At 71.9% G+C, this 23014-nt stretch carries 23 protein-coding genes; 8 read left to right on the top strand and 15 right to left on the bottom strand.

Features of this window, described 5'->3' with window-relative positions; all coding sequences use genetic code 11:
* The first annotated feature begins 47 nt into the window (after positions 1-47).
* Genes DEIGR_RS11245 through meaB form a run of 3 tightly spaced genes read left to right on the top strand, consistent with a single transcriptional unit; the run spans position 48 to position 1965 of the window.
* On the top strand, positions 48-491 hold the full coding sequence (locus DEIGR_RS11245) for a hypothetical protein (RefSeq protein ID WP_153013716.1): 444 nt from the start codon (positions 48-50) through the stop codon (positions 489-491).
* Positions 485-1021, top strand: coding sequence for a hypothetical protein (locus DEIGR_RS11250; protein ID WP_153013717.1), 537 nt, complete (start codon positions 485-487; stop codon positions 1019-1021). Before DEIGR_RS11245 ends, DEIGR_RS11250 begins: the two co-directional genes overlap by 7 nt.
* Complete coding sequence (gene meaB / locus DEIGR_RS11255) at positions 997-1965, top strand: methylmalonyl Co-A mutase-associated GTPase MeaB (RefSeq protein ID WP_058977309.1); 969 nt, start codon at positions 997-999, stop codon at positions 1963-1965. The genes DEIGR_RS11250 and meaB overlap by 25 nt, the downstream gene beginning before the upstream one ends.
* Here meaB and DEIGR_RS11260 read toward each other — a convergent pair.
* The 6 genes from DEIGR_RS11260 to DEIGR_RS11285 are packed head-to-tail and all read right to left on the bottom strand — an operon-like array spanning position 1949 to position 5991.
* Complete coding sequence (locus DEIGR_RS11260) at positions 1949-2572, bottom strand: DNA-3-methyladenine glycosylase (RefSeq protein ID WP_058977311.1); 624 nt, start codon at positions 2570-2572, stop codon at positions 1949-1951. The genes meaB and DEIGR_RS11260 overlap by 17 nt on opposite strands.
* Entirely contained in the window at positions 2569-2892 is a 324-nt protein-coding gene (locus DEIGR_RS11265; protein WP_058977313.1) for a hypothetical protein, read from the bottom strand. The genes DEIGR_RS11260 and DEIGR_RS11265 overlap by 4 nt, the downstream gene beginning before the upstream one ends.
* Before the next feature lie 56 nt (positions 2893-2948).
* Positions 2949-3338, bottom strand: a complete 390-nt coding sequence (locus DEIGR_RS11270; RefSeq protein ID WP_058977315.1) for a hypothetical protein — start codon at positions 3336-3338, stop codon at positions 2949-2951.
* Between the two features lie 5 nt (positions 3339-3343).
* The gene (locus tag DEIGR_RS11275; protein ID WP_058977317.1) at positions 3344-4300 is read right to left on the bottom strand and encodes an ABC transporter ATP-binding protein; all 957 of its coding nucleotides are present in this window, start codon (positions 4298-4300) and stop codon (positions 3344-3346) included.
* A 34-nt stretch (positions 4301-4334) separates the two neighbouring features.
* Positions 4335-5153: an ABC transporter permease gene (locus DEIGR_RS11280; RefSeq protein WP_058977319.1), complete on the bottom strand. Its 819-nt coding sequence runs from the start codon at positions 5151-5153 to the stop codon at positions 4335-4337.
* Complete coding sequence (locus DEIGR_RS11285) at positions 5146-5991, bottom strand: ABC transporter permease (protein ID WP_083524028.1); 846 nt, start codon at positions 5989-5991, stop codon at positions 5146-5148. The genes DEIGR_RS11280 and DEIGR_RS11285 overlap by 8 nt, the downstream gene beginning before the upstream one ends.
* A 186-nt stretch (positions 5992-6177) precedes the next feature.
* Between DEIGR_RS11285 and DEIGR_RS11290 the strand changes: the two genes are divergently transcribed.
* Positions 6178-6912 carry a DUF937 domain-containing protein gene (locus DEIGR_RS11290; RefSeq protein WP_058977320.1) on the top strand — a complete coding sequence of 245 codons (735 nt, stop codon included), beginning with the start codon at positions 6178-6180 and terminating at the stop codon, positions 6910-6912.
* Between the two features lie 266 nt (positions 6913-7178).
* Here the strand turns inward: DEIGR_RS11290 and DEIGR_RS11295 are convergent, their stop codons facing one another.
* Together DEIGR_RS11295 and DEIGR_RS11300 are read right to left on the bottom strand one after the other, a co-directional pair.
* Positions 7179-7742, bottom strand: a complete 564-nt coding sequence (locus tag DEIGR_RS11295; protein WP_058977322.1) for a CAP domain-containing protein — start codon at positions 7740-7742, stop codon at positions 7179-7181.
* A gap of 530 nt (positions 7743-8272) precedes the next feature.
* Complete coding sequence (locus DEIGR_RS11300; RefSeq protein WP_058977324.1) at positions 8273-9427, bottom strand: tetratricopeptide repeat protein; 1155 nt, start codon at positions 9425-9427, stop codon at positions 8273-8275.
* 262 nt (positions 9428-9689) lie between these two features.
* Between DEIGR_RS11300 and coaE the strand changes: the two genes are divergently transcribed.
* Positions 9690-10280, top strand: a complete 591-nt coding sequence (gene coaE / locus DEIGR_RS11305) for a dephospho-CoA kinase (protein WP_058977326.1) — start codon at positions 9690-9692, stop codon at positions 10278-10280.
* Positions 10281-10457: 177 nt separating this feature from the next.
* On the opposite strand, the gene DEIGR_RS11310 is transcribed toward coaE, so the two are convergent.
* The 6 genes from DEIGR_RS11310 to recD2 all read right to left on the bottom strand — a co-directional run bounded on the left by DEIGR_RS11310 (position 10458) and on the right by recD2 (position 18255).
* Positions 10458-12098: a CTP synthase gene (locus tag DEIGR_RS11310; protein ID WP_058977329.1), complete on the bottom strand. Its 1641-nt coding sequence runs from the start codon at positions 12096-12098 to the stop codon at positions 10458-10460.
* Between the two features lie 117 nt (positions 12099-12215).
* Positions 12216-13037, bottom strand: coding sequence for a prepilin-type N-terminal cleavage/methylation domain-containing protein (locus DEIGR_RS11315; RefSeq protein ID WP_058977331.1), 822 nt, complete (start codon positions 13035-13037; stop codon positions 12216-12218).
* Complete coding sequence (locus DEIGR_RS11320; RefSeq protein WP_058977333.1) at positions 13034-13453, bottom strand: type IV pilus modification PilV family protein; 420 nt, start codon at positions 13451-13453, stop codon at positions 13034-13036. Before DEIGR_RS11320 ends, DEIGR_RS11315 begins: the two co-directional genes overlap by 4 nt.
* Positions 13443-13886, bottom strand: a complete 444-nt coding sequence (locus tag DEIGR_RS11325) for a GspH/FimT family pseudopilin (RefSeq protein WP_058977335.1) — start codon at positions 13884-13886, stop codon at positions 13443-13445. Before DEIGR_RS11325 ends, DEIGR_RS11320 begins: the two co-directional genes overlap by 11 nt.
* The gene (locus DEIGR_RS11330; protein WP_058977337.1) at positions 13883-15880 is read right to left on the bottom strand and encodes a DUF4900 domain-containing protein; all 1998 of its coding nucleotides are present in this window, start codon (positions 15878-15880) and stop codon (positions 13883-13885) included. Before DEIGR_RS11330 ends, DEIGR_RS11325 begins: the two co-directional genes overlap by 4 nt.
* A gap of 239 nt (positions 15881-16119) precedes the next feature.
* A complete protein-coding gene (gene recD2, locus DEIGR_RS11335) occupies positions 16120-18255 on the bottom strand; it encodes an SF1B family DNA helicase RecD2 (protein ID WP_058977339.1) in 2136 nt (711 codons plus the stop codon).
* Positions 18256-18342: 87 nt separating this feature from the next.
* On the opposite strand from recD2, the gene DEIGR_RS20865 reads away from it, so the two are divergent.
* Positions 18343-18516, top strand: a complete 174-nt coding sequence (locus DEIGR_RS20865) for a hypothetical protein (protein ID WP_160329931.1) — start codon at positions 18343-18345, stop codon at positions 18514-18516.
* 55 nt (positions 18517-18571) lie between these two features.
* On the opposite strand, the gene DEIGR_RS21495 is transcribed toward DEIGR_RS20865, so the two are convergent.
* Positions 18572-18694: a hypothetical protein gene (locus tag DEIGR_RS21495; protein WP_256435016.1), complete on the bottom strand. Its 123-nt coding sequence runs from the start codon at positions 18692-18694 to the stop codon at positions 18572-18574.
* Between the two features lie 274 nt (positions 18695-18968).
* On the opposite strand from DEIGR_RS21495, the gene DEIGR_RS11340 reads away from it, so the two are divergent.
* Together DEIGR_RS11340 and DEIGR_RS11345 are read left to right on the top strand one after the other, a co-directional pair.
* Complete coding sequence (locus DEIGR_RS11340; protein ID WP_058977341.1) at positions 18969-20147, top strand: exonuclease SbcCD subunit D; 1179 nt, start codon at positions 18969-18971, stop codon at positions 20145-20147.
* A 64-nt stretch (positions 20148-20211) separates the two neighbouring features.
* Positions 20212-22947, top strand: coding sequence for an AAA family ATPase (locus DEIGR_RS11345; RefSeq protein ID WP_058977343.1), 2736 nt, complete (start codon positions 20212-20214; stop codon positions 22945-22947).
* Positions 22948-23014: the final 67 nt, after the last annotated feature.

The raw sequence follows: 23014 nt of genomic DNA on the forward strand, positions 1-23014 counted from the left end.
CGCACGTGTCTCGCAACCTCTGCCCCTCTCCCCGCGTACCTGCGCGCATGCTGAAGCGACTGAGGGCTGTGGTGGCGTGTGCCGTGCTGGGCGTGGCTGGACTGGCCGGGACCGGGTTGAGCGGTGCGGGTGCGGTGGGAATGGCCCTGCCCGCGCCGCCTGCTGGGCCGCCCGCGCAGGTGGGGGGGCTGCGGGTGTGCGAGCGGGGGGACACGACGTACCTGCTGGACCGTTCGGGCCGCGTGCGGAGCCTGACGTACGCGCGGCTGGTGCCGGACAACCGCCTGTGGGTGCGGCAGAGTTACGACCGCGCCGGACGCCTGACGGGCCTCAGTGTGAGCTGGAGTGGCTTCGCGGGTCGCCTGCTGGACGTGCGCGGGTCGTTCGACGCGCGCGGGCGTCTGGTGCGGGAATCGGGCTTCCGGGCGCGGGGCGTGACGACACCGCTGGGGTCGTACCTGCGGGCGGTGCCGAGGGGGCTGACATGTTGAAACAGGTGCTGCTGGCGCTGCTGCTGAGTGCGCCGCTGACGGGTAGTGCGGCACTGGCGGGCGGGGTGAGCGGTCCGGTGGCCCTCTCCCCTGCGGCGTCCGCGCGGGCGGTCGTGACCGGGAACGACGCCGCGCTGGGGGGGTGGCGGGCGTTCCAGGGCTCGTCCATGCCCTGCATCATGGACGCGTTCTTCGACGTGCAGACCTGGACGGACGCGCGCGGCACGGTGCGGCGGCTGGTGTTCCGCGCGGCCTCCGGCTGGAACCCGGACCGGACCGAGCAGCGCCTCGACTGGGACGAGGCGGGCCGCCCCCGGGCGTACTCGTGGGCGCTGCGCCGCACGCCCGGCCAGGACACGGTCGCCGCGCGGATCGAGCTGCTGATCGGCCCCGCCGGGCAGGTCGTGCAGACCCGTGAGTGGGGCGACGTGCACCCCGAGCACCGCGTGCCCTGGCCGACCCTGGAACGCGAACTGCGCCCCGCCGACCTGAGAGAGAGGTTCACTTGTCCGCCACTCCGCATCCTCTGACGCTGCCGCTGCTGTCGGGTGCGCGGCGGGCGCTGGCGAAGGCGATCACGCTGGTCGAGTCCACGCGGCCCGAACATGAGGCGCAGGCACAATCCCTCCTGTCGGAGGTGCTGCCGCGTGCGGGGCGGTCGGTGCGGATCGGCCTGACGGGAGTGCCGGGCGTGGGCAAGAGCACGTTCATCGAGGCGCTGGGCGTGCGGCTGGCCGACGCGGGGCACCGGGTGGCGGTGCTGGCCGTGGACCCCAGCAGCGCCCGGACGGGCGGCAGCATCATGGGCGACAAGACGCGCATGCCGCGCCTGACGGTGCATCCGAATGCGTTCATCCGCCCCAGCCCCAGCGGGGGCACGCTGGGCGGCGTGGCGCGGCGCACGCGCGAGTCGATCACGCTGTGCGAGGCGGCGGGCTTCGACGTGATCCTCGTGGAGACGGTCGGCGTGGGGCAGAGCGAGACGCAGGTGGCGGCCATGACGGACCTGTTCGTGCTGCTGACCCTCCCGAACGCCGGGGACGAGTTGCAGGGCATCAAGCGGGGAATCATGGAACTCGCGGACGTGTGCGTGGTGAACAAGGCGGACGTCAGCCCGCAGGCGGCGGTGCGCGCCCAGACGGAGCTGCGCACCGCGCTGACCCTCCTGACCCCGCACGACGCGCCGTGGCGGCCGATGGCGCTGCGGGCGTCGGCGCTGACCGGTGAGGGACTGGACGGCGTGTGGGCGACCGTCGAGGCGTACCGCGCCGCCGTGGATCTGCGCGTGAAGCGGCAGCGGCAGGCAGCGCAGTGGTTCGACGAACTGCTGCGCGAGGCCGCGTGGCGGGCGTTCCAGGCGGGCCTGGACCCGGCGCGGCTGCACGCCCTGCGCGCCGAGGTCACGCGCGGGGAGCGCACGGCGGTGCAGGGCGTCGCGGCGCTGCTGGACGCTCCCGCTACTCTGCGGGGCTGAGGGCGAGGTCCATGCTGGGCATGGCGGGCGACACCCAGGGGTTGCCGCGAATGGTGAAGCGCCACGGGAGGGTGCGGCCCTCGCGGATGCCGACGCGGGCGGTGACCTCCACCATCTCGTCGGGCAGCGGTGCGGGGGGCGGCAGGAGGTGGAGTTCCGGGGCGTTCACGGGCCGCCCGCTGATCTGCGCGGGGTTCAGGCCCAGCGCGTACACCAGTTTCGCCGGGCCGTTCGTCAGGTCCCGTTCGCGGGTGACGGGCCGGAAGGTCAGCATCTGGCCCAGGCCCTCCAGCGGCTCCAGGGCGCGGATGAGCACGCTGGCCGAAACGCCCTCGGGGCGGCACGCGACCTGCAGCAGCGGGTGGCCGTGCGCCGTCCAGAACAGCCACGTGCCGGGCGGGATGGCCATCTCGGCGCTGCGGGCGGCGTGGAAGCGCCCGGCGGTGCAGGCGGGGTCGCGGGGGCAGTCGTAGGCTTCGACCTCCACGATCCGCCCGGTCAGGCGTTCCCCACCGTCCAGCACGCGCACGAGCGTTCCACCCAGCAGCGCGCGGGCGACGGGAACCGGGTCACCCTGGAAGTGAGCCGGTGGCAGCGGCGAGGTCATACAGGAGGCGGGCGGCGCAGCAGCACGACCGCCAGCCCGAGGCTCAGCACACCGCCGATCAGCAGGGTGGCGCGGGCGGGCGGCAGCGGCTGGCCCGTCAGGAGGAGCAGCGTCACGCCCGAGAGGTTCAGAACGGCCATGCACAGGAAGAGGGGGCCCAGGATGGTCGCCTCGGGGGTCCAGGACGACTGCGGGTGACGCAGCCGCAGCGCCCACCACAGCAGGGGCGCGAACGGCGCCGCCGCGCACAGGAGGCGCAGCGTCCGGTCGTCGGGGCGGCCCAGCAGGGTCGCCGCGTGGCCGATGACACTGATCGCCATCACCACGAGTAGGAGGAGGACGAATGCCCGCTCGCCGGGTGACTGGAGTCTGCCACTCACCGGGCGCCCGTCCGGCGGGTGTAGCTGGCCGCGCCGGTGAATGCCAGCAGCCCAAGCCCCAGGAAGGCCCACCGTCCGGCGGGCAGCGTGTCGCCCTGCGCGAGGCGGAGGGCGGCGCCGGACACGGGCAGGCTGAGGAGGGTGGCCGTGAGGGGCAGGAGCGGGGCGGGGAATGGGCTGGGCACGCCGCGTGAACGCCAGACGGCGACGGCGGTCCACAGCAGCGCGGCGAGGGGCAGGGCGGCGCAGGCGAGACGCAGGGGGCGGCCCTCGGGGATGACCGTCAGGGACAGGGTGTTGAAGGCGACCGCGAAGGTCAGGATCACCAAGAACAGCGTGCCCGTGCTCACGCTGGGGGCCGGGCCCGTGGCTTCAGGGTGCGACATGACTTCTACCCTACCCCGGCGCGGAGCAGGTCGCCCTCGTAGATGCGGCGGATGGTGGCCTCGATGTCCGGTTCGCGCACGGTGAGGTCGCGGACGGGGGCGTGCGCGGTGACGCGGGCGATGGGGTCCGCGGCGGCGCCCGTGAACGCGTACGTGGCGCGGCCCGGTTCGTGGGTCAGGAGGGTCAAGCCCGGTACTTCGGGGTGAGCGACCGGGCCGTCGAAGTCCACGTGCAGTTCGCGCTGCGAGCCGTACGCGGCCTGGAGGCGGGCGAGATCGCCGTCGAACAGCAGTTGCCCGTGGTCGATGATCAGGACGCGCCGCGCGAGGCGCTCGACGTCCCCCAAGTCGTGCGTGGTGAGCAGCACGGTGACCTCCCGTTCGCGGTTGACGTGCGCGATGAAGTCCCGGATGCGTTCCTTCGCCACGACGTCCAGGCCGACGGTGGGTTCGTCCAGGAACAGCAGCTCCGGGTCGTGCAGCAGCGCGGCGGCGAGGTCGGCGCGCATCCGCTGCCCCAGCGACAGCGCGCGGGCCGGGGTGTGCAGGAACGGCCCGAGGTCGAGCAGATCCGTGAAGGTGGTCAGGTTCGCCTGCCACGTCGCGTGCGGGATGCGGTACACGTGCCGCAGCAGGCGCAGGCTCTCGATGACGGGCAGGTCCCACCACAGGGTGGTGCGCTGCCCGAACACCGCGCCGAGCCGCGCGACGTGGCGGCGGCGGTCCTGCCAGGGTGTCAGGCCGCCGACGGTGACGGCGCCGCTGTCGGGCTCGAGCAGGCCGGTGAGGATCTTGACGGTGGTGCTCTTCCCCGCCCCGTTCGGCCCGAGGTACCCGACGATCTCGCCGCGTGGAATGTGGAAGGACACGTCCCGGACGGCCTCCTGGGTGCGGCGCCCCGCGCTCAGGAAGCGGCCGGTGCGGGTGGTGAAGGTCTTGCGCAGGTGCTCGACGTGAATCATGGAGTGCCTCCTCTCGGATCTGTATTGATTGCCCTCATGTGCCGGTGCCCTGGTAGTGCCGCACGCCGACGCGCCAGAACGCGAACGCCCCGGCCAGCACGAGCGGTCCGGCCAGCGGTCCGATCAGCGCGGCCCAGTCCGGCAGGCCGTCGGGCAGGGGGCGGCCCAGGAGGTGCAGGGCGGGCAGGTAGGACAGGAACGCGGCGGGGATCAGGTACGTGAAGGTGCGGCGCAGCCACGCGCTGTAGATGTCCATGGGGTAGCTGATCAGGGTGCGGCCGCCGTACGTGAGGACGTTCATGGCCTCGACGCTGTCCACCGTCCAGAACGTGAGGGTGCCGCCGATGACGAACAGCCCGCCGAAGAAGCAGATCATGCCCAGCACGGCGGCGGTCAGGAGAGCGGCGGTTTCGGGCCCGGCGGCCAGCGGCGCGTGCAGGAGGCCATACCCGGCGATGGCGGCGGCGAGCAGCACGCGCGGCAGGCGGCGCAGCGCGAAGTCGGACGCGAACACCTGCAGGGTCAGGGGGGCGGGGCGCAGCAGGAAGGTGCTGAACGAGCCGCTGCGGACGTGCGCGGAGAGGTTGGGCGCGTCGAAGCCGCCGAACAGGATGTCCATGAGGACGAACGCGAGTTCCGCGAGGCCGTACAGCAGGCAGATCTCGCCCAGTGTCCAGCCGCCCAGCCCGCCGAAGCGTGGAAGGACCAGCGCGAGCGCGGCGAACTCGGCGGCGGTGATGAGCAGACTGCCGAGCGCGTCGAGGATGAACGAGGCGCGGTGTACGCCCTGCGAGCGGATCTGCGCGCCCAGCAGCCGGACGTACAGAGTCAGGTGGTGCCGCAGGTCAGCCACCGGCGACCTCCAACCGCCGCAGGCCCGCCCGCAGCGTGACCCGGCAGGCGAGCAGGAGCGCCAGCGTCCAGCCCAGTTGCGTGCCCAGTGCCGCCCACGCTGCGCCGCCCGTGGTGACGCCCACCCACAGTTCCACGACTGTGTTCAGCATGGCGGGAAAGGGCGTCCAGGCCAGCAGCGCACGGAACCACTCCGGGAAGAACGCGAGGGGCATCAGGAAGCCGCAGCCCAGGCCCAGCACAGCCCACGCGAAGCGCCCGAACCCCACCGCGTCCGGCGACCAGAACGCCGCGCAGTTCACCAGTAAGCGGAACAGGAACCCGCACGCCCAGGCCAGCAGGACGCTCAGGGTGACCTGCGCCCAGGCGAGCGGGCCAGGCGGCCAGTTCAGGCCCCAGATGACCTGGAAGATCAGCAGCATCGGCAGGCCGCGCAGCACCAGCTGCCCCAGGGCGCGCCCGGCGTCCTGCGCGGCCCAGAAGCCCAGCAGGCTGGCGGGGCGCAGCAGGTCCGCCGTCACCTCGCCCCGGTGGATGACGCGCATGAAGTCGAACCAGCCGAACAGGCTGAACGCCATGATGAACGCCTGGGTCAGCCCGGTGTACGTGATGGCGTCCTGTGGGGTGTACCCGGCCACCTGCGGGCGCGTGCCGAACAGGGCCAGCAGCACCGCCACGCGCAGCAGTCCGAAGAACGAGTTGGTGATCAGGCCCCACAGGGCCGCCTGCGGGTACGCGAACTGACGCCGGAAGCCCAGCCGGATCACTGCCCAGGGCAGCGCCAGCCGGGACAGGCCTGAAACGTGGCCTCCCGTGGGGGGGGCGGGTATGGTGGTCATGATTTCCTCCCTGCTCCAGTTGCCGAACCGGAAGCGTTCAGGCTACAGGGGCGGGGACGGACGCGGAATACGCCGGGTGGCGGAGTGGACAGGCGCAGACGTCAGGGATTCCTGAAGGCCCCCCCGGCGGGGACAGGGCGCGCGCAGGGTACGCTGAACGCACTTCACCACACGGAGGAACACACCATGATGGACATCTTCAACATGCTCGGCGGGATGGGACAGGCGCAGCAGACCGTCGCCCGCCAGACCGGCGCCAGCCCCGACCAGACCCAGGCGGCCATCCAGGCGGCGCTGCCGCTGCTGCTGGGCGCCCTGACCCGCAACGCCGCGCAGCCCGGCGGCCTCGACGCCCTGAGCGGCGCCCTGAACCGCCACGACGGCAGCGCCCTGGACGCCTTCACACAGGGGCAGGCGCCCGACACGCAGGACGGCCAGAAGATCCTCGGGCACGTGTTCGGCGCGCAGCAGGGTCAGGCCGCGCAGGCCGTGGGCAAACGCGCCGGGATCGACCCGCAGCTCGCCATGCAGATCATGAGCATGCTGGCCCCGCTGGTGCTGGCGTACCTCAGCCGCCAGCGGCAGGGCGGCGCCGCGAACACGACGAACAGCGGCGGCGGCATGAGCGGCGGGCCCGACCTGGGCAGCATCCTGGGCGGCCTGGTGGGGGGCGGTGGGCTGGGTGGCCTGCTGGGCGGACTCCTGGGCGGGCAGGCCCAGACCCCGATGCCGCAGTCACAGATGGGCGGCGGTCTGGGTGGTAGCGTCCTGCCCGGCTACCCGGACGCGGGCCGCGCGGCCCCGAGTGCCACGGCGCAGCAGGGCGGCGACCTGTTCGGGACACTGAACCGCGCGCTGGACGGCGACGGGGACGGCAACGCCCTGGACGACCTGATCGGCATGTTCGGCGGGCGGCGCTGAGCGCCCCACACGCGCCGCAGCCCTGAACACCCGGTCTGGAAGGAGGCCCGGTCACACGCCGCGCCGGGCCTCCCCCATGCCGGGTCATGTCCTGGCCGGGTTGTGTCGGCGCCGGGTCACGGCCGCCGGACGTCACCGCAGCGGGGCTGTGCGGTCAAGTCGGCGCGGTCAAGTCGTGGGCGGAACGACTCCCCTCACAGAGTCGCCCCGCCCGGTGGTTGCCGTAGTGGGGACGGGCCTTCTGCCGCCGGCGTCCCCCGCGCGCTTCAGCGCGTGCCGAAGTCCTGCACCCAGTACGTGCCGTAGGGCGTGCCGGGCTGGTACGTGTACCCGACGCCGACTTCACGCAGGGTGGGGTCCATCAGGGTCTTGCAGTGGCTGGGGCTGTCGATCCAGCCCTGCATGACGTTCGCCACGGTGTACCCGGCGGCGATGTTCTCGGCCACCTCGGTCCAGGCGGTGTACCCGGCCTTCTCGACGCGGCGCGCGGGGGTGGCCCCGTCGGGGTTCACGTGGTCGAAGAACCGGCGGGCGGCCATGTCGGCCGCGTGGGCGCGGGCCGCGGCGGCCAGGTAGCCGTTCCAGGTGACGGGCGCCGCCGCTTCGAACCGTTCGCTGCCGCAGGTGCGGGCCACGCCGCGCGCGGCGTTCAGGGCGCTGAGGATCTGCGCTTCCTCGCTGCTCATGGTCTGATTCCCGGCGTCGCGGGGGCCGCTGCTCTGGCCGCCGGTGCTGCCGACACTGCCGACGGCGCTGGGGGCGGCGGGGCCGCCGCAGGAGGCGAGCAGGGCGGTCAGGGGAATCAGGCTGGTCAGGAGGAACTGGCGCATGTGAGGTCCTTTGACCGGCGGGAGAGGTGGGCGCGGTCCGAAGTGGCCTCAAGGTAGCCGGGGGGCCCTCTCGGGCCACTCACGACGGAGAAAATGAAGACTGACGGTCCGGGCGCCCCCACCCTGGGGGCTGGCCGCCACCGCGGGGCCGGGGGTCCTGGCGCAGCATGTGCGTGCTGCACGTCATTCGCGCGCCTGCCGCCAGGCTGGATGCCGGACGATCACCGGGTTGAATGTGGATTTTTTACGATTGTGAGGTTGTTGTGACAGCGGCCGTCACCGCACGCGCCCAACATGAAGATCACCCGCGCGCCGTGGCGCGGCAGCGTTCCGGGCACCACACGGCGCAGGCCCCCCGGTCGGAACCAGGGGGCCTGCGGCAGGGGGGCGTGGACTCATACGGGTTCCGTTTGTTTCGTTGACAGATCGGAACACCACCGATCTGCCAACTCCACGTCCAGAACCCGTTTCTCTCCTACTCGCTCCGCTCGGGTTGAAAGATTTTGCAAACCTTTCAACCGGAGTCCGTATCAGCGCACGCGGTTCAGTGCGTCCTGCGCGTCCTTGTACCCGGGGGTGAGTTTCAGGGCGCGTTCGTAGTTCTCGCGGGCCTTCAGGCGGTCCGGCGCGACGGCGCCCGCCCCGCGCTCGTAACTGAGCCCCAGGTAGTACGCGTACTCGGCGTTCTGGCTGCCCAGGGCGCTCGCGCGGGTGAACTGTTCACGCGCGACCTTCAGGTCCCCGGCGTCCAGCGACAGGCGACCCAGGTAGTAGTAGAACTCCGGGTAGCGCAGCGGGTCGAGGGCCACGGCCTGCGTCAGCTGCGCGCGGGCCGTGACGGCGTCCCGCGCGAGGTAACTCACGACGCCGTACTGCCCGACGGCGTAGGCGTTCTTCGGGGCCAGCCGCGCGGCCTGCGCGGCCTCGGGTTTGGCGGCGGCGACGTTGCCGCTCAGGGCCAGCAGCTTGGCGTAGTACGCGCGGTTGAACGGATCGCGCGGGTCGAGGATCACGGCCTGCTGCAGGTTGTCCAGGGCCAGCGGGACATTCCCGGTGGCGTAGTACATGTCACCCAGGTTGTACAGCAGGATGGCGTTCTCGCCGTTCAGGGCGATGGCCCGCTTGAACGCGTCGATGGCCCGCGCGGCGTCGCCCTGGAGTTTGTACACGTACCCGCGTTCGTTCCAGACGCGGCTGAGCAGCAGGTCCCCGCTCTGCGTGGCGGCCTGCGCGACGCCCTCGGCGTCCTGCAGGACCTTCAGGGCGGCGCCGAGGTTCGCGGCGACCAGCGTGCGGTCGCCCGCGCCGATGTACTGCTGCACGAACGCCTGTGACAGCGCGATCTGCGCGTCGAAGTTCCGCGGGTCGAGCGTCACGAGTTTCTGCAGCGTGGTGATCCCGGCGCTGTACAGGCGCAGTTTCACCTGTGCGCGCCCCAGGCCGAGCAGCGCGGCCGGGTTGCTGGGTTCGAGTTCGGCGGCGGCGCGGTACGCGACGTACGCCTGATCGTACTTGCCCTGCTCGTAGTAGTACCCGCCGACCGCGACGTAGTTCGCGGCGGGGATCGGGCGCGCGGCCGGGGCGGCGCTGGGGGTGGCGGGCGTGGCGGGGGCCGTCTGCGCGCTGGCGGGCGCCAGCAGCAGCATGAGGCTCAGCAGTCCGCCGGTCATGGTGCGTCGATTCACTCGGAAACCTCCGTGGGGGTCGGCGCGGCCGTCTGGGGACGCGCGATCCGCTCACTGCCGGGATTGGGCATGCGGGCATGATACGTGAGAACCGCTCCGGGCGGGGTGAAGTGCCCGTGAGAGGCAGGAAAATGACCGGCCGGGCGGTTCATGAGGGCAGTGTCGCCGCGCCACTTGACGGGCGTCTGACGGCCCGCCGGGCCGCGCGCGCTGCCACGTCCGCCCATCAGAGGCGGGGCGCGGCGCTGCTACAGTGCCGGGCATGACCACCACGCAGCGCATCGGCCTGACCGGGTCCATCGGAGCGGGCAAGAGTACCGTCGCGCAGCTGCTGCGCGCGCGCGGCCTGACCGTGCTGGACGCCGACGAGCAGGCGCGGCTGGTCACGCAGGACCCGGAAACCCTGACCCTGATCGAGGCCCGCTTCCCGGGGGTGGTCGTGGGGGGCCGCCTGGACCGCGCGGCCCTCTCGGCGCGGGTGTTCGGCCAGCCGGAGGCACTGGCGGCCCTGAACGCCATCGTGCACCCCCGTGTCCGCGAGCGCATGGCGGCGCTGGAGGCGCAGGCGGGCAGCCGGGTCGTCGTGCAGGACGTCCCGCTGCTGTTCGAGGGGGGCCTGGACGCCCAGATGGACGCCGTGATCGTCGTGGACGCCCCCCTGCCCCTGCGCGTGGGGCGCGTGATGGCCCGCAGCGGCCTGACCGAGGCCGAGGTCCTGGCCCGCGACGCCCGCCAGCTGCCAGCCGACCAGAAACGCGCGCGCGCCACCGTCGTCATCGACAACGACCGCGACCTCCCCCACCTCGAAGCGCAGCTGGACAGGGCGCTGCGCCAGCTGGGACTGGGTGGCTGATGGTTGATGGTTGATGGTTGATGGTTGATGGTTGATGGTCAACAGCGTCTGCGCGACCCGGATGCCCACGTCAAGCCAGCCCACTCCCCACTTCCCACAACCCACTCCCTACACCCCACAGCCCAGAAGAGGGGGCGCCCGCGCCCCGCGAGTCCGCCCCCTCTTCCCTGCGCGAGATTACGCCTGCTGGGCGTCCAGCGCGGCCTTGATCAGTCCGGCGAAGGGGGGGCTGGGGCGCATGGGGCGGCTCTTGAATTCCGGGTGGGCCTGGAGGGCCACGAAGTACGGGTGGCCGGGAATCTCGATGGTTTCCACGAGGCCCGCGCCGCGTCCCTCGACGCCGGGGGTGACGCCGCTGATGACGAGTCCGGCGTCCTTGAGCTGCTGGGTGTAGGCGGGGTTCACCTCGAAGCGGTGGCGGTGGCGTTCGCGGACGGTGCCGCCCTGCGGGACGCCGTACAGTTCGGCGATCTTCGTGCCCGCCTGGAGGTCCATGGGCCAGTCGCCGAGGCGCATGGTGCCGCCCATCCCGGCGACTTCCAGCTGTTCGGGCATCAGGTCGATGACCTTGTGCGGGGCGTACTCGTCGAACTCGGCGCTGTTGGCGCCGTCCAGCCCGGCCTTGTGGCGGGCGTATTCGATCACGGCGATCTGCATGCCCAGGCAGATGCCGAGGTAGGGGGTGCCGCTCTCGCGGGCGTACTGCGCGGCGCGGATCTTGCCCTCGATGCCGCGGATGCCGAAGCCGCCGGGCACGAGGATGCCGTCGGCGCCGTCCAGGCGGGCCCTCACGTCCGCGTCGGTGACGCTGGGATCGGCGAGGTCCTCGGCGTTCACCCACTGGATGTTCACCTTGGCGTCGTTGGCGATCCCGGCGTGCGTGAGGGACTCCATGAGGCTCAGGTACGCGTCGGGCATCGCGGTGTACTTCCCGGCGATGGCGATCGTGACCTCACGCGCGGGCTGCTTGATGGTCTTGACGGCGTTCTGCCACACGCCGAGGTTCGGGTGGATGCGCTCGAGGCCCAGGATGTCCTCGACGGTCTTGCCGAGGCCCTGTTCCTCCAGCGCGAGGGGCACCTCGTACACGTGGGAGACGTCGAAGCTGGAGAAGACGCGGTTCTCGCGGACGCTGGTGAACGCGGCGATCTTGCGGGTGATCTCGGGCGGGAGTTTCTCCTTGCTGCGCACCATGACGATGTCGGGGCTGATGCCCACGCTGCGCAGTTCCGCGACCGAGTGCTGGGTGGGTTTGGTCTTGAACTCGTTGCTGGTGCCCAGGTACGGCACGAGCGTGAGGTGCAGGTACAGGACGTTCTCGTCGCCCTCGTCGAACTTGAACTGCCGGATCGCCTCGAGGAACGGGAGGCTCTCGATGTCGCCCACGGTGCCGCCCACCTCGATCAGGACGATCTCCGCCCCGGCGCGTTCCCCGGCGGCGCGCACGCGGCGTTTGATCTCGTCCGTGACGTGCGGGATGACCTGCACGGTCTGCGAGAGGTAGTCCCCGGCGCGTTCCTTGCGGATGACCTCCTGGTACACCTGCCCGGTCGTGATGTTGCTGCCCGCCGGGATGTCCAGGTCCAGGAAGCGTTCGTAGTTGCCGATGTCGAGGTCGGTCTCGGCGCCTGAGGCAGTGACGAAGCACTCGCCGTGCTCGTAGGGGCGCATGGTGCCCGCGTCGATGTTGATGTACGGGTCGATCTTGACGGCCGTGACCTTGTACCCGCGCGCGCGCAGGAGTGCCCCGAGGGACGCGCTGGCCACGCCTTTACCGAGGCTGCTGACGACGCCGCCTGTAACGAAGATGTATTTCATGTCTGACCGCGAGCGCCTGACCCCCAGCCCGGGGGGCCACCCCAGGTGAGACGGGGCCAAAAAGAAAAACCGGGGCGCTCGGCCTCCGGGATTTCATGCTAGCACGTCCTGGCCCGGTCAGGGCGCCAGGGTGCCCACGTTGCGGGGCGCGACGGTCACGCGCTGCACCCAGGTGGCGGGCGTCGCGTCTGGCCGGGCGGGCAGGGTGGTGTCGCGGCCCCGGACGGCGCGGTTCAGGCTGAGGTTCATGGTGACGCGCACCGTGCCGGGCGCCTGCGGGACCGGCGTGACCGCGTCCAGCAGCGCGGGCAGGCCCGGCACGGCCGGCTGCACGTAGTCGAGCAGCAGGGTGGCCGCGCCGTTCAGTCCGCCCGCCGCGAGGTTCTGCGCGCCCGTGACGGTGGGGGGCGTGACGGCGTTCAGGACCTGCGTGAATTCGGCCAGGACCCAGCGGTCGTCGTTGCCGGGGTCGGCGCCGGGGTTCGCTTCGGGGGGCGCGGCGGCCGTCCAGTCGCCCCGGCGGACGGGGTAGTACGCGCGGAAGGTGTAGCAGGCGCGGCGGGTGTCGGCGGTGGTCAGGGCGCAGCCTGCCACGGGCCGTTCGGGCGCCTGGATGAACGCCAGGATGGGGACGCTGCCGCCGACCGTCCAGCTGCCGCCGCCCGGGCGGGTGGTGGAGTAGTGCGCGGGCAGGTTGATGGCCGTGCCGTTCGGGTACACGTACGCGGCCTCGCGGGCGCCCGCGAGCAGGTAGTTCGCGGCGACCTGCTGTTCGAGCAGCAGGTCGTTGCGGATCTGCAGGTCGCTGGCGCTGCGGCTGCTGCTGATCAGCAGGCTGCTCGCGGCGAACAGGACCAGCAGGGCCAGGCTGATGCCTATCAGCAGTTCGATCAGGGTGAAGCCCTGCGCGGTCACCGGGGTGTGGTGGGCGTCCGTCATGGGCGGGCCACGTCCACGTTCAGGGTGCTGGCGGTGCCGTTCACGCTGACCTGCACGCTGATGCGCCGCGCGGGGCTGGGGTCGGGCGGGTGGCCGGTGCAGGTGGGGTTCAGCGTGACGGCCGCGGCCTCGGCGCCGCTGAGGTCGAGGTTGTGCAGGGTGACGGTGGTGCCCGCGGGGAGCGGCTCGGTGGCGCAGCGCTGGTCGTAGTTGCCCACGTTGAGCCAGTCGCCGCGGATCGCCTCGACGACCTGCTGGGCCTGCTGGGTGGCGCTGACCTGCTGGCTGCTCTTGCGGGTCAGGCCGAAGAAGCTGGTCAGGGGGCTCAGGACGACGACGGCGATGACGCTCAGCAGGAAGACGCCGACGAGCACCTCGACGATGGTCAGTCCGGCGGTGGGGGGTTCAGTTCGCATTCAGGATGACCTTTCCGGTCAGGCCGATGATCCTGACCTGCATGAGTCGCCCGCTGGCCGGGTGGCGCAGCGTCCAGATGGTGCCGGTGCCGTCGGTGACGCCGCTGGGGGCGCGGTACTGCACGGCGGCGGCCGTCTGGGCGCTGACCTGCACGCCGCCGGGCAGGTTGAGGGTGCGGGTGTCGGCGCCGCGCGTGACGGTGTACGTGCTGGCGTTCAGGGTGGTGGTGACGGTGGTGCTCTGCCCGCTTTTCAGGGTGGCGCTGCGGGCGGCGCGCAGGTCCGCGCCGAGCTGGGTGGCGGCGTCGCGCAGTTGCGTGGCGCGCAGGTTGCCGAGCAGGGACCACCCGAAGATGCCCGCGATGATCCCCAGGATGGCGATCACCAGCAGCAGTTCCAGCAGCGTGAAGCCCTGGGTGCGCGGGGGGGTCACGGGGCCTCCGAGACGGTGTCGCCGCGCAGGTCGATGGGGTGGGCGGGCTGGGTGGTGCCGGTGGGTGTCGTGACGAGCGCCATGGTCCACGTGCGCGACGTCGGGAAGAACGGGGGTTCCACGCCCGCCAGGGTGCGCGGGTCGAACACGAAGTTGCGGCCGTACCCGGTCTGCTGGACGTTGCCGCTGGTCGTGCCGAATGCGCCGTAGTAGTTCTCGATGATCCCGCCGATCAGGTTCACGTTGCCCATGGGGGTGCCGGTGCCGTAGCCGCTCACCTGCACGGCGCCGGTGCCGGCCATCATGACCGCGTGGATCTTCGGGTCGTTGCCCAGCCGGGAGGTCGGGTCCACCTGCGGGCTGATCAGGTTCACGTTGCCGGTGCTGGAGTAGATGCCCAGGATGTTGGTGGCGTTCAGGTTCGCGCAGGTGGCGGGGGTGACGCTCCCGTCGGCGTTGCGGGTGTGCTGCCCGCTGCAGGGGGGGTCGGCGTAGGTCAGGTCGCTGGTGATGTTGATGTTGCCGGTGGCGGCCAGGGTCAGGCCGCTGAAGGGCGCGACGGCGGGGACGGTCGGGTCGGGCCCGGCGTTCAGGTTGGCCACGGCGCCGCTGACGTACACCACGCCGTTGAAGTCCGAGGCGGGGCTGCCGGGGGCGATGCTGCCGTCGGCGGCGCGCACGGCGGGCACCCAGTTGCCGTCACCGTCCTGAATGCGCAGTTTCCGGTTGGCGCCCACGGCGAGGTTCACGGTGACGCCGGCCTCGGTGGTGTACGTGATGCGCTGGCTGTCCTGCCCGGTGACGGCCGCGCGGTACAGCTGGAGGTTCGTGACGTTCCCGGGGATCAGCACGCCGCCGGTCAGCGCGGCGGCCGTCTGGTCGTTGCCGTTGACGGGCAGCTGCATGAACGGCGCGTTCCACGTGACGCCCTGCGGGAAGCTGGGGGCCACGTCGGGGTTGCCGGCGCAGTCGGGGTTGCCCCCGTAGCAGTAGGTGGGCGCGTCGGGGCTGGGGGTCATGGCGGAACTGGCGGTGAAGGTCGTGTCGAAGTGTGCGCCGGGCTGGGTGGCGACAGCGCAGATGTCGCCGGTGGCGGTCGTCTGGATCTGCCCGGCGGGGCAGCCGGCGCTCGTGACGGCCCCGCCGAACCAGGGTTTGCCGATGAAGCGGAACTGGCCGTTGGTGTGCACCGGGCCGCTGAACATGGTGCGGCTGGTGAAGGTGATGCGGTTGCCGGCCGCTTCGGCCTCGGGGGAGGAGAAGTGGTGGTTGGTGAACAGGGCGTTCGGCGCCAGCGACGGCCGCTGGATGACGAGGTTCAGGCCGGGCTGCTCGGCGCGCAGGCGGACCTGCCGGGTGGTGGTGCCGGCCGCGCCGGTGATCTGCGCGTCGGGCATGCTGAAGAACAGGCGGTACTCGCTGACGCCGCTGCGGGTCAGGCGGGTGGGGCGCAGGCCGTACGTGGCGGCGTACGTGGCGCCGCTGGGGGCGCCGTTCAGGCTGGTGCCGGCGGCACCGCTGAACATCTCGCGCCAGTACGCGGCGCGTTTGGCATCGGTGCTGCCGTCGAGTCCGGCGGCGGCGAAGGCGGCGGGGCCGACGGCCCGCACGAGCAGGCGGACGCGGGCGTCACCGGCCTCGTTCAGGCCGCCGCTCAGGGCGCTCAGGTCGCAGACGTCACTGCCGACGGCCACGGGGGGCATGCTGCTCAGGCCGCAGATGGCGGCCAGGTCACTCAGGACGAGGGGCGTGTCGGCGGGGCTGAACTGCGCGGCGCTCAGCAGGGTGCTCATGACGCGCGCGCGCGCCTGGATGAGGGCGGTGCCGGATTCGGCGGCCAGCTGGGCGCGCAGCACGCTTTCCTGGTCGCTGCTGGAGCGCCGGGTCGAGAGGGTGACCTGCGCGGTGACGCTCATGATCACCGCGAGGAGCAGCATGACCAGCAGCAGGGAGACGATCAGGGTGGCGCCCTGCGTTCGTTCGGATGACCGCATGAGATCAGTATGAAGATCCGTCTGCGAAAAATCTCACCCCCAGCCCGGGGCGTCCGGCTGGGTGGGTCGGGTCTTGGCCGCGCCGGGCCGGAATGTCATACTTGTTGACCCGCTGTTCACTCATGGCGTCCGGCACGGCCCGGCAGCGTGCCGCGTGACGACCGGAAATCCGGCACGCGGCGCCGCGGCGCACCAGCCTGGACCCCCTCCCCCACCGGACTTCCGGGCGGCCCCGGTGCTCAGCGGCCCCGGATGCGTTCGAGCAGCGCCGTGCAGCGTTCCTCGCGCTGGCGCCCGGCGGCGCGCTGCCACGCGGTGGCGGAGCCCACGGCGTAGAAGCGGTCGCGGGCGCGGGTCAGGGCGGTGTACACGAGGTTGCGGCTCAGCATCGGCATGTGCGCCTCGTGGAGGACGCCCAGCACGGTGCGCCACTCGCTGCCCTGCGCGCGGTGCACGGTCAGCGCGTACCCGAGCTGCAGGTTGAACAGTTCCGCCCCGGCCAGCTCCACGATGTTCCCGTCGAAATCCACGGTCAGGCGCGATCCGTCGGCCTTCAGGACGGTGCCGACCGTACCGTTGAAGACCTCGTTGGTGTAGTCGTTCTTCGTCTGCACGACGATGTCGCCGGGCCGCGCGTGCGAGTCCCCGATGCGCACGCCGCCCTCGCCGGGGTTGAAGAGGCTCTGGAGGTGGTGGTTGAGCATCTCCACGCCCAGCGGGCCCTTGCGCATGGGGGTCAGGACCTGCACCTGCGTGGGGCCGCCCATGTCCCGCACGAGCAGCGCCACGCGCCGGGCGCCGACGTCGGGCTCGGTCTCCGTGAGGTTCAATCGGGGGTCGCCCCACGCGGGGGCCTGCCCGTGCAGCAGCCCGTGCGCGGCGCGGATGATGGGGTTCTCGGCCGCCTGCCGGTACACCTGCGTCAGGCGCACGGTGGGCGCCGTCTGCGTCAGGGCGTGCAGGGGCAGCCCGGCGTCCACCGGCGGCAGCTGGTCCGTGTCGCCGACCAGCAGCACCCGCGCGCCCGGCGCGACCGCCGCGAGCAGCGACAGCATCAGGCCGTCGCCGCACATGCTGACCTCGTCCACGATCAGCAGGTCGTACGGGGCGGGTTCGAGGTGGTTGTGCCGGAAACCCGCCGGGCCGTAGCCCAGCAGGCGGTGAATGGTGCTCGCCGCGCGGCCCGTCACCTCGCCCAGGCGGCGCGCAGCCTTGCCGGTCGGGGCGCACAGGCCGACCTCCAGCCCCAGCTGCTCGGCGAGGTCCGCGACGGCGCGGGTGGTGGTGCTCTTGCCGGTGCCGGGCCCGCCGGTCAGGACGACCAGCCGGTGCTCCCCAAGCAGGTCCAGCACGCCGGCCTGCTCGGCGGACAGGCCCTTCGCCGCGCCCTTCGGGACGATCCACTCGTCCCCGGCGGGGGGCGTGGCGATCAGCGTGCGGATCAGGCTGGCGAGTTTCTTCTCGGCGCGCAGGGTAGGCGGCAGGTAGATGCGGCTGGGGTCGTGCAGCGCGTCCTCGGTGTCCAGCAGCGGGGGCGTGTCGTCACTCAGGCGACCCAGTTCCACCGCCGTCTCGACTGCCAGCCGGGCCTGGGCGGGCGTCACGCGGGTGTAGTGCACCACGCCCTTCTCCGCGCGGGCGCGCGGCAGGTAGGAGTGCCCGCCCTGCTGCGCCGCCTGCTGCAGCGCGTACACGGCGGCGGCGGTCAGTCGGCGCGGGTCGTCCAGCGCGCCGCCCTGCGCCTGCCACAGCTTGTCCGCGGTCAGGAAGCCGATGCCCTCGACCTCGGTCAGGGTGAACAGGTCGGCGGTCAGGCGTTCCAGCGCGGCCTCGCCGAAGTGCTTCACGGCCCGCTGCGCCTGCGTGATGCTCAGGCCCAGGCCCTGCAACCCGGCCAGCAGGCGGCGTTCCAGGCCCTGCTGCGACCAGCTGGACGTCATCTTGTGCAGCGTGCTGGCCGTCACGCCCGGCACCTGCAGCAGCCGGTCCGGGTCGCTCTCCAGGATGTCGAAGGTCGCCGCGCCGAACGTCCCCGCGATGCGCCCGGCCAGGACCTTGCCCACGCCGCCCACCCGCGCTTCGAGGTACGCGGCGATGCCCGCCTCGGACAGGTCGGCGGGCTGGGCCTCCAGCACGAGGTTCAGCACGCGGTACTGATACCCGTACTCGCGGTGCTCCTCCATGAGCACGTCGGCGCTGAAGGTGTCCCCGGCCTCCAGGGGCGGCATCACGCCGATCACGGTCGCGTCGGGGTCCTCACCCTCGGCGTTGCGGATGCGGGCGGTCATGACCGTGAAGCCCGAATCGGCGCGGAACCGCACTTTATTCACGCCGCCGGTCACGCGGAACGCCTCGGTTGGAACGGCAGCAGACATCGCCACTCAGCATAGCGCGGGGCGGGCACTCCGCCTGTGACGGAATCCGGCCGCCGCGGTCCCGCCTGCGGTGGCAGACTGCGGCACGTGAGTGACCTTCCCCAGTCCCTGACGGCCAGCACGCCCGAGCAGGCGCGGCTGCTGCTCGACCCGGCACTGCTGACGCCGCTGGGGCACCTGATGCGCGGCGAGGACACTGGTGGCGATCCCGGCCAGCGCGGTGCCCAGGGCGCTCTGGGCCGGTCATGCCCACCAGAATGAACCGGAAACTCCTCCGCGAACCCGGGGGTGCGTGGAGGAGCGGGGGACTGTGGGTTCAGCGGCGGGTGAGGCGGCGCAGCCAGCGGGGCAGGCGGCGGGCGGCGCGCTGGGCGAGGGCCACGTCCCCGGTGGCCGTCAGGCGGCTTTTCGTGATGAGGTCGAGGTCACTGCTGTACATGGGTTCATCTTTGCATTGAATTGCCGTTTTCAATATGATAAATGACCCTTTGAATGCTTATAAGTGGGTATTCTTTTTATTTGCAGATGAGACCGCGAGAGACAGTCCGCACGCAGCATTCGCCATCATTCCGGTAAGCCGGCTTTTCATACGGCAACCCAGATGCATATGCAGTCATGCATATTCACCCACGAGAGCCTCCACCTCTCCCCTGCACAGCTGCGGGCGGCCACCCTTCCGGGACGCCCGGGCCCACCGTGCTATTTTTTCCGTTATGCGCGTACTTCACACCGCTGATTTTCACGCGGGACGTTCCCTGCGCGGCTTCGACCGCACGCCAGAGGTACACGACGCCCTGACCGAGATCGCCGCGCTGGCCCGCACCGAACGGGCCGACGTGGTGCTCGTGTCCGGCGACCTCTTCGACACCGCCAACCCCAGCGCGGAGGCCGAGCACGCCGTGTTCGACTTCTTCCTGCGCCTGCGCGACCAGGGCATTCCCAGCGTCGTGATCGCCGGGAACCACGACAGCGCCGCCCGCCTCGCGTCCGTGACCGGGCTGCTGGGCTGGGTGGGCGTGCAGGTCGTCGCGCAACCCACCGCGAACCCGGCCGACATGATCCGCACCATCGAGACGCGCGGCGGCGAACGCCTCGTCGTGGGCGCGCTGCCGTACCTGTCCGAACGGCGACTCGTGAAGGCCGCCGACCTGCTGGGCGGGGATACGGGCGCGTGGCGGCAGAAGTACCGCGAGGGCATGGGCTTCTTCCTGCGCCGCCTCGGCGAGGGCTTCACGGGCAGCAGCGTGAACATGCTCATGGCCCACGCGACCATGGACGGCGCCGTGCCCAGCGGCTCGGAGCGCACCATGCAGTTCGACCTGACGAACAGCTACACCCTCTCCGGGCTGCAACTCCCGCCCGGCGCGCAGTACGTCGCGCTCGGACACGTGCACAAGCCGCAGCAGGTGTCCGACGCGCCCCCCGCGTACTACCCCGGCAGCGTCATCCAGCTCGACTTCGGCGAGGCGGGCGAGAAGAAACAGGTGAACCTGATCGAGGTGGAGGCCGGACGTCCCGCCCGCGTCCACGCCCTGCCGCTCGCCAGCGGCCGCGAACTCCGCACCCTGCGCGTGGACCTCGAACACGTCGAGAGCCGCCTCACGCAACTTCAGGGCTTCGACGGACTGCTGAAGGTCGTCGTACGCGCCCCCGCCGGGACCGCCCTGCCGGGCCTGAAGGACCGCGTGCTGAACCTCGCGCCGAACACCCTCGCGGTGGACCTCGACGCCGTGCAGGAAGACCTCGCGCTGCCGGAACTGAAACGGGAGGGCCTGAGCCTCATGGAACTCTACGAACGCTACCACCGCGAGAAACGCGGCGACCTCCCCGACGACCTCCGCGCCGCCTTCCAGGAAGCCGACGAACTCGCCCGCACCGAGGAAAGCGCATGAGGCGGCCTGAGCTGAATGCCATCAGCCATCTGCCATCCGCCATCACCACGCCGGAGGCAAGGCAATGAGGCCCATTAAGCTGGACATTCAGGGCTTCACGGCGTTCCGGCAGTTCACGAGTCTGGATTTCGGGGATCTGGAGTTGTTCGCGCTGGTGGGGCCGACGGGGAGTGGGAAGAGCAGTCTGCTGGACGCGATGACGTTCGCGCTGTACGGGCAGACGGCGCGGCTGGGTGCGTCGGGGCTGGACGCGCTGATCTCGCAGGGCGAGCGTGGCCTGTCGGCGGCGCTGACGTTCGAGGTGGGCGGCGTGACGTACCGCGCGTCGCGCACGAAGGGGCGGCGGCAGGCGGAGAACGAGGTGCGTTTCGAGCGGCTGGATGACGATGGCCGCTGGACGAACCTGTCCGACGGTGGCATGAAGGTCATCAACGAGCGGATCCGGCGGGTGCTGGGGCTGGACTTCCGGAATTTCGCGCGCAGCGTGATGCTCCCGCAGGGGGAGTTCTCGCGGGTGCTGCACGGCACCGGGAAGGAACGGCAGGCGCTGCTGGGCGAGCTGACGGGGCTGGATCACGTGGCGGCCATGCAGCGCGTCGCGTCCGACCGGGCGAAGGAACTCAAGCACGAGGCCGGGAGCCTGAACGCCGTGCTGGACGGCGAGTACGCGGGCGTGACGCCCGAGGCACTGGCGGGCCTGCGGGTGGAACGGGAGCGGACGGACGCGGACGCCGAACGCCTGACCGACGAGCGTGAACGCCTGACCGGGCAGCAGTTGCGGCTGCGCGAGCAGGAGCGGGTGTGGAAGGCGCGCGAGGACACCGCGCGGCGGCTGACGTCGCTGGAGGGCCGCGCGCAGGGCGTGCAGGAGGGCGCGGCGCGGGCGGCGCGGGCGCGGCGGGTGGCGGGCGTGCTGCCGCTCCTGGACGCCGCCGAGCGGGCGCGGATCGCCGCGGCGCGTGAAGCGGGCGAGTTGCGGGGCGCGCAGGCCGCCGCCGAATCGGCGGAACAGGCCGCGCAGGGGGCCGCCGCGGCCCTGGAGGCCGCGCAGTCCGCCGAGACCCGCATTCCCGACCTGGAGGCCCGCGCCGAGGCGCTGCGCGACGCCGAGAGTGACGTGGCGAGGCTGCGCCGCGCGGGCGGCAAACCGGACGCCACGCACGCCCAGCCCCTGCCCTGGGACGAGGACGCGTTCCTCGCCGCGCGTGAGGGTACGCAGCGTGCCGAGAAGGCCCGGCAGGAGCGGGTGCTCGTGCAGACCGAACGGGTCAGCCTGAAGGCCGCGCACGACCGTTTCGCCAGCGAGGAACGCGCGCAGGCGCAGGAGACGGCCGAGCAGGAGCGCGTGAAGCGCGAGGGCACCGACGCGAAGGCGGCGCTGGAGGCCGCGCAGGGGGCACTGGACGCCGCGCGGCTGGAGGCGGGTCTGGCGTCGTACCGCGCGCACCTGCACGTCGGGGACGACTGCCCCCTGTGCGGGCAGACCGTGACGGTGCTGCCGGACGCGCCGCGCGCCGATCTGGGCGCGCAGCAGGCGCAGGTGGAGGCCCTGTCCCGCACGCTGGACGAGCGCCGCACGCGCTTCACGGACCTGCGCGCCGCGCTGAAGGCCCGGCAGGCGTGGCTGGACGAGAAACGCGCCGAGTACCGCAACTGGGACGAGCAACTGACCGCCCGCGAGACCGACCTGCGCGCCGCCGAAGCGCTGGTGACGGGGGACCCGCAGTCGGACATGGCCCGGCTGCTGGCCGGACTGGCCGCCCGTGTCCGCGCGGCGGGACCCGACCCGGCCCGCGCGCGGCAGGCGGCCCTGGCCGAGATCACGGCCCTGCGCACCCGCGTGCAGGACGCCCAGGCGACCCTGGCGCGCGCGCAGGGTGACCTCGCCGCCGCCGGGGCGACCCTGCGCGGCGTGCAGGCAAACGCCGACCGCCGCGCGCAGGAGGCGCAGGACGCGCAGGCCAGCCTGGACGCCGCCCTGCGTGACCTGAACCTGGACGCCGCGCAGGCCCGCGCCGCCGCCCTGCCCGAGAATGACATCGCCGCGCTGGAAGCCGCCGCCCGCACCCACGAGGCGGACGTGGCGCAGCTCCGCTCGGCACTGGCCGACCTGGACCGGCAGCTGGGCGCGGCCCCCTTCGACCCGGCGCACCTCGCGCAGGTCACCCGCGACCTGACCGCCACCGACGCCGCCCTGACCGCCGCGCGCGAGCAGGCCGGGCGCCTCGCCGAGCAGGAACGGCAACTGCGTGAACGCCTGGAGCGCAAGGCGGACATCCACGCCCGCGCGCAGGCCGCGTCGCGCGCTCTGGACACCTGGCAGACCCTCACGAACAGCCTGAAGGCCAACGAGTTCCAGCAGTTCCTCCTCGCGGAGATCGAGGCGCAACTCCTGACCCGAGCAGGCATCCTCCTGCACGAGATCAGCGACGGGCGCTACCGCCTGGCCCTGCAGGACGGCGAGTACGTCGTGCAGGACCTCTGGAACGCCGGTGAGGTGCGCGGCGTGAAGACCCTGTCCGGCGGCGAGACGTTCCTCGCGTCACTGTCCCTGGCGATCGCCCTGAGCGACTACCTCGCGGGGAACCGCGTGCTGGGCGCGCTGTTCCTCGACGAGGGCTTCGGCACGCTCGACCCGCAGGCGCTGGAAGCCGTGGCCAACGCCCTGGAGAACCTGCGCACGCAGGGCCGCATGGTGGGCGTCGTGACGCACGTCGAGAGCCTCAGCGAACGCCTGCCCAGCCGCCTTCTGGTCACCAAGAGCGTGGCGGGCAGCAGCGTGCAACGCTTCGACCTCTAAAGGCAGTAGGAAGTGGGCAGTGGGGAGTGGGTCGGTTGGTTGCTGGTGCACCTCGTCCACTCCCCAC

Origin of the sequence: Deinococcus grandis, from assembly GCF_001485435.1 — a bacterium.
Lineage (GTDB): Bacteria > Deinococcota > Deinococci > Deinococcales > Deinococcaceae > Deinococcus > Deinococcus grandis.

Bases quoted from the DNA above. Each gene is read 5' to 3' on its own strand.
- DEIGR_RS11245 (WP_153013716.1), top strand. From the start codon at position 48: ATGCTGAAGCGACTGAGGGCTGTGGTGGCGTGTGCCGTGCTGGGCGTG.
- DEIGR_RS11250 (WP_153013717.1), top strand. From the start codon at position 485: ATGTTGAAACAGGTGCTGCTGGCGCTGCTGCTGAGTGCGCCGCTGACG.
- DEIGR_RS11260 (WP_058977311.1), bottom strand. From the start codon at position 2,572: ATGACCTCGCCGCTGCCACCGGCTCACTTCCAGGGTGACCCGGTTCCC.
- DEIGR_RS11265 (WP_058977313.1), bottom strand. From the start codon at position 2,892: ATGGCGATCAGTGTCATCGGCCACGCGGCGACCCTGCTGGGCCGCCCC.
- DEIGR_RS11270 (WP_058977315.1), bottom strand. From the start codon at position 3,338: ATGTCGCACCCTGAAGCCACGGGCCCGGCCCCCAGCGTGAGCACGGGC.
- DEIGR_RS11275 (WP_058977317.1), bottom strand. From the start codon at position 4,300: ATGATTCACGTCGAGCACCTGCGCAAGACCTTCACCACCCGCACCGGC.
- DEIGR_RS11285 (WP_083524028.1), bottom strand. From the start codon at position 5,991: ATGACCACCATACCCGCCCCCCCCACGGGAGGCCACGTTTCAGGCCTG.
- DEIGR_RS11290 (WP_058977320.1), top strand. From the start codon at position 6,178: ATGATGGACATCTTCAACATGCTCGGCGGGATGGGACAGGCGCAGCAG.
- DEIGR_RS11295 (WP_058977322.1), bottom strand. From the start codon at position 7,742: ATGCGCCAGTTCCTCCTGACCAGCCTGATTCCCCTGACCGCCCTGCTC.
- coaE (WP_058977326.1), top strand. From the start codon at position 9,690: ATGACCACCACGCAGCGCATCGGCCTGACCGGGTCCATCGGAGCGGGC.
- DEIGR_RS11310 (WP_058977329.1), bottom strand. From the start codon at position 12,098: ATGAAATACATCTTCGTTACAGGCGGCGTCGTCAGCAGCCTCGGTAAA.
- DEIGR_RS11315 (WP_058977331.1), bottom strand. From the start codon at position 13,037: ATGACGGACGCCCACCACACCCCGGTGACCGCGCAGGGCTTCACCCTG.
- DEIGR_RS11320 (WP_058977333.1), bottom strand. From the start codon at position 13,453: ATGCGAACTGAACCCCCCACCGCCGGACTGACCATCGTCGAGGTGCTC.
- DEIGR_RS11330 (WP_058977337.1), bottom strand. From the start codon at position 15,880: ATGCGGTCATCCGAACGAACGCAGGGCGCCACCCTGATCGTCTCCCTG.
- recD2 (WP_058977339.1), bottom strand. From the start codon at position 18,255: ATGTCTGCTGCCGTTCCAACCGAGGCGTTCCGCGTGACCGGCGGCGTG.
- DEIGR_RS21495 (WP_256435016.1), bottom strand. From the start codon at position 18,694: ATGTACAGCAGTGACCTCGACCTCATCACGAAAAGCCGCCTGACGGCC.
- DEIGR_RS11340 (WP_058977341.1), top strand. From the start codon at position 18,969: ATGCGCGTACTTCACACCGCTGATTTTCACGCGGGACGTTCCCTGCGC.
- DEIGR_RS11345 (WP_058977343.1), top strand. From the start codon at position 20,212: ATGAGGCCCATTAAGCTGGACATTCAGGGCTTCACGGCGTTCCGGCAG.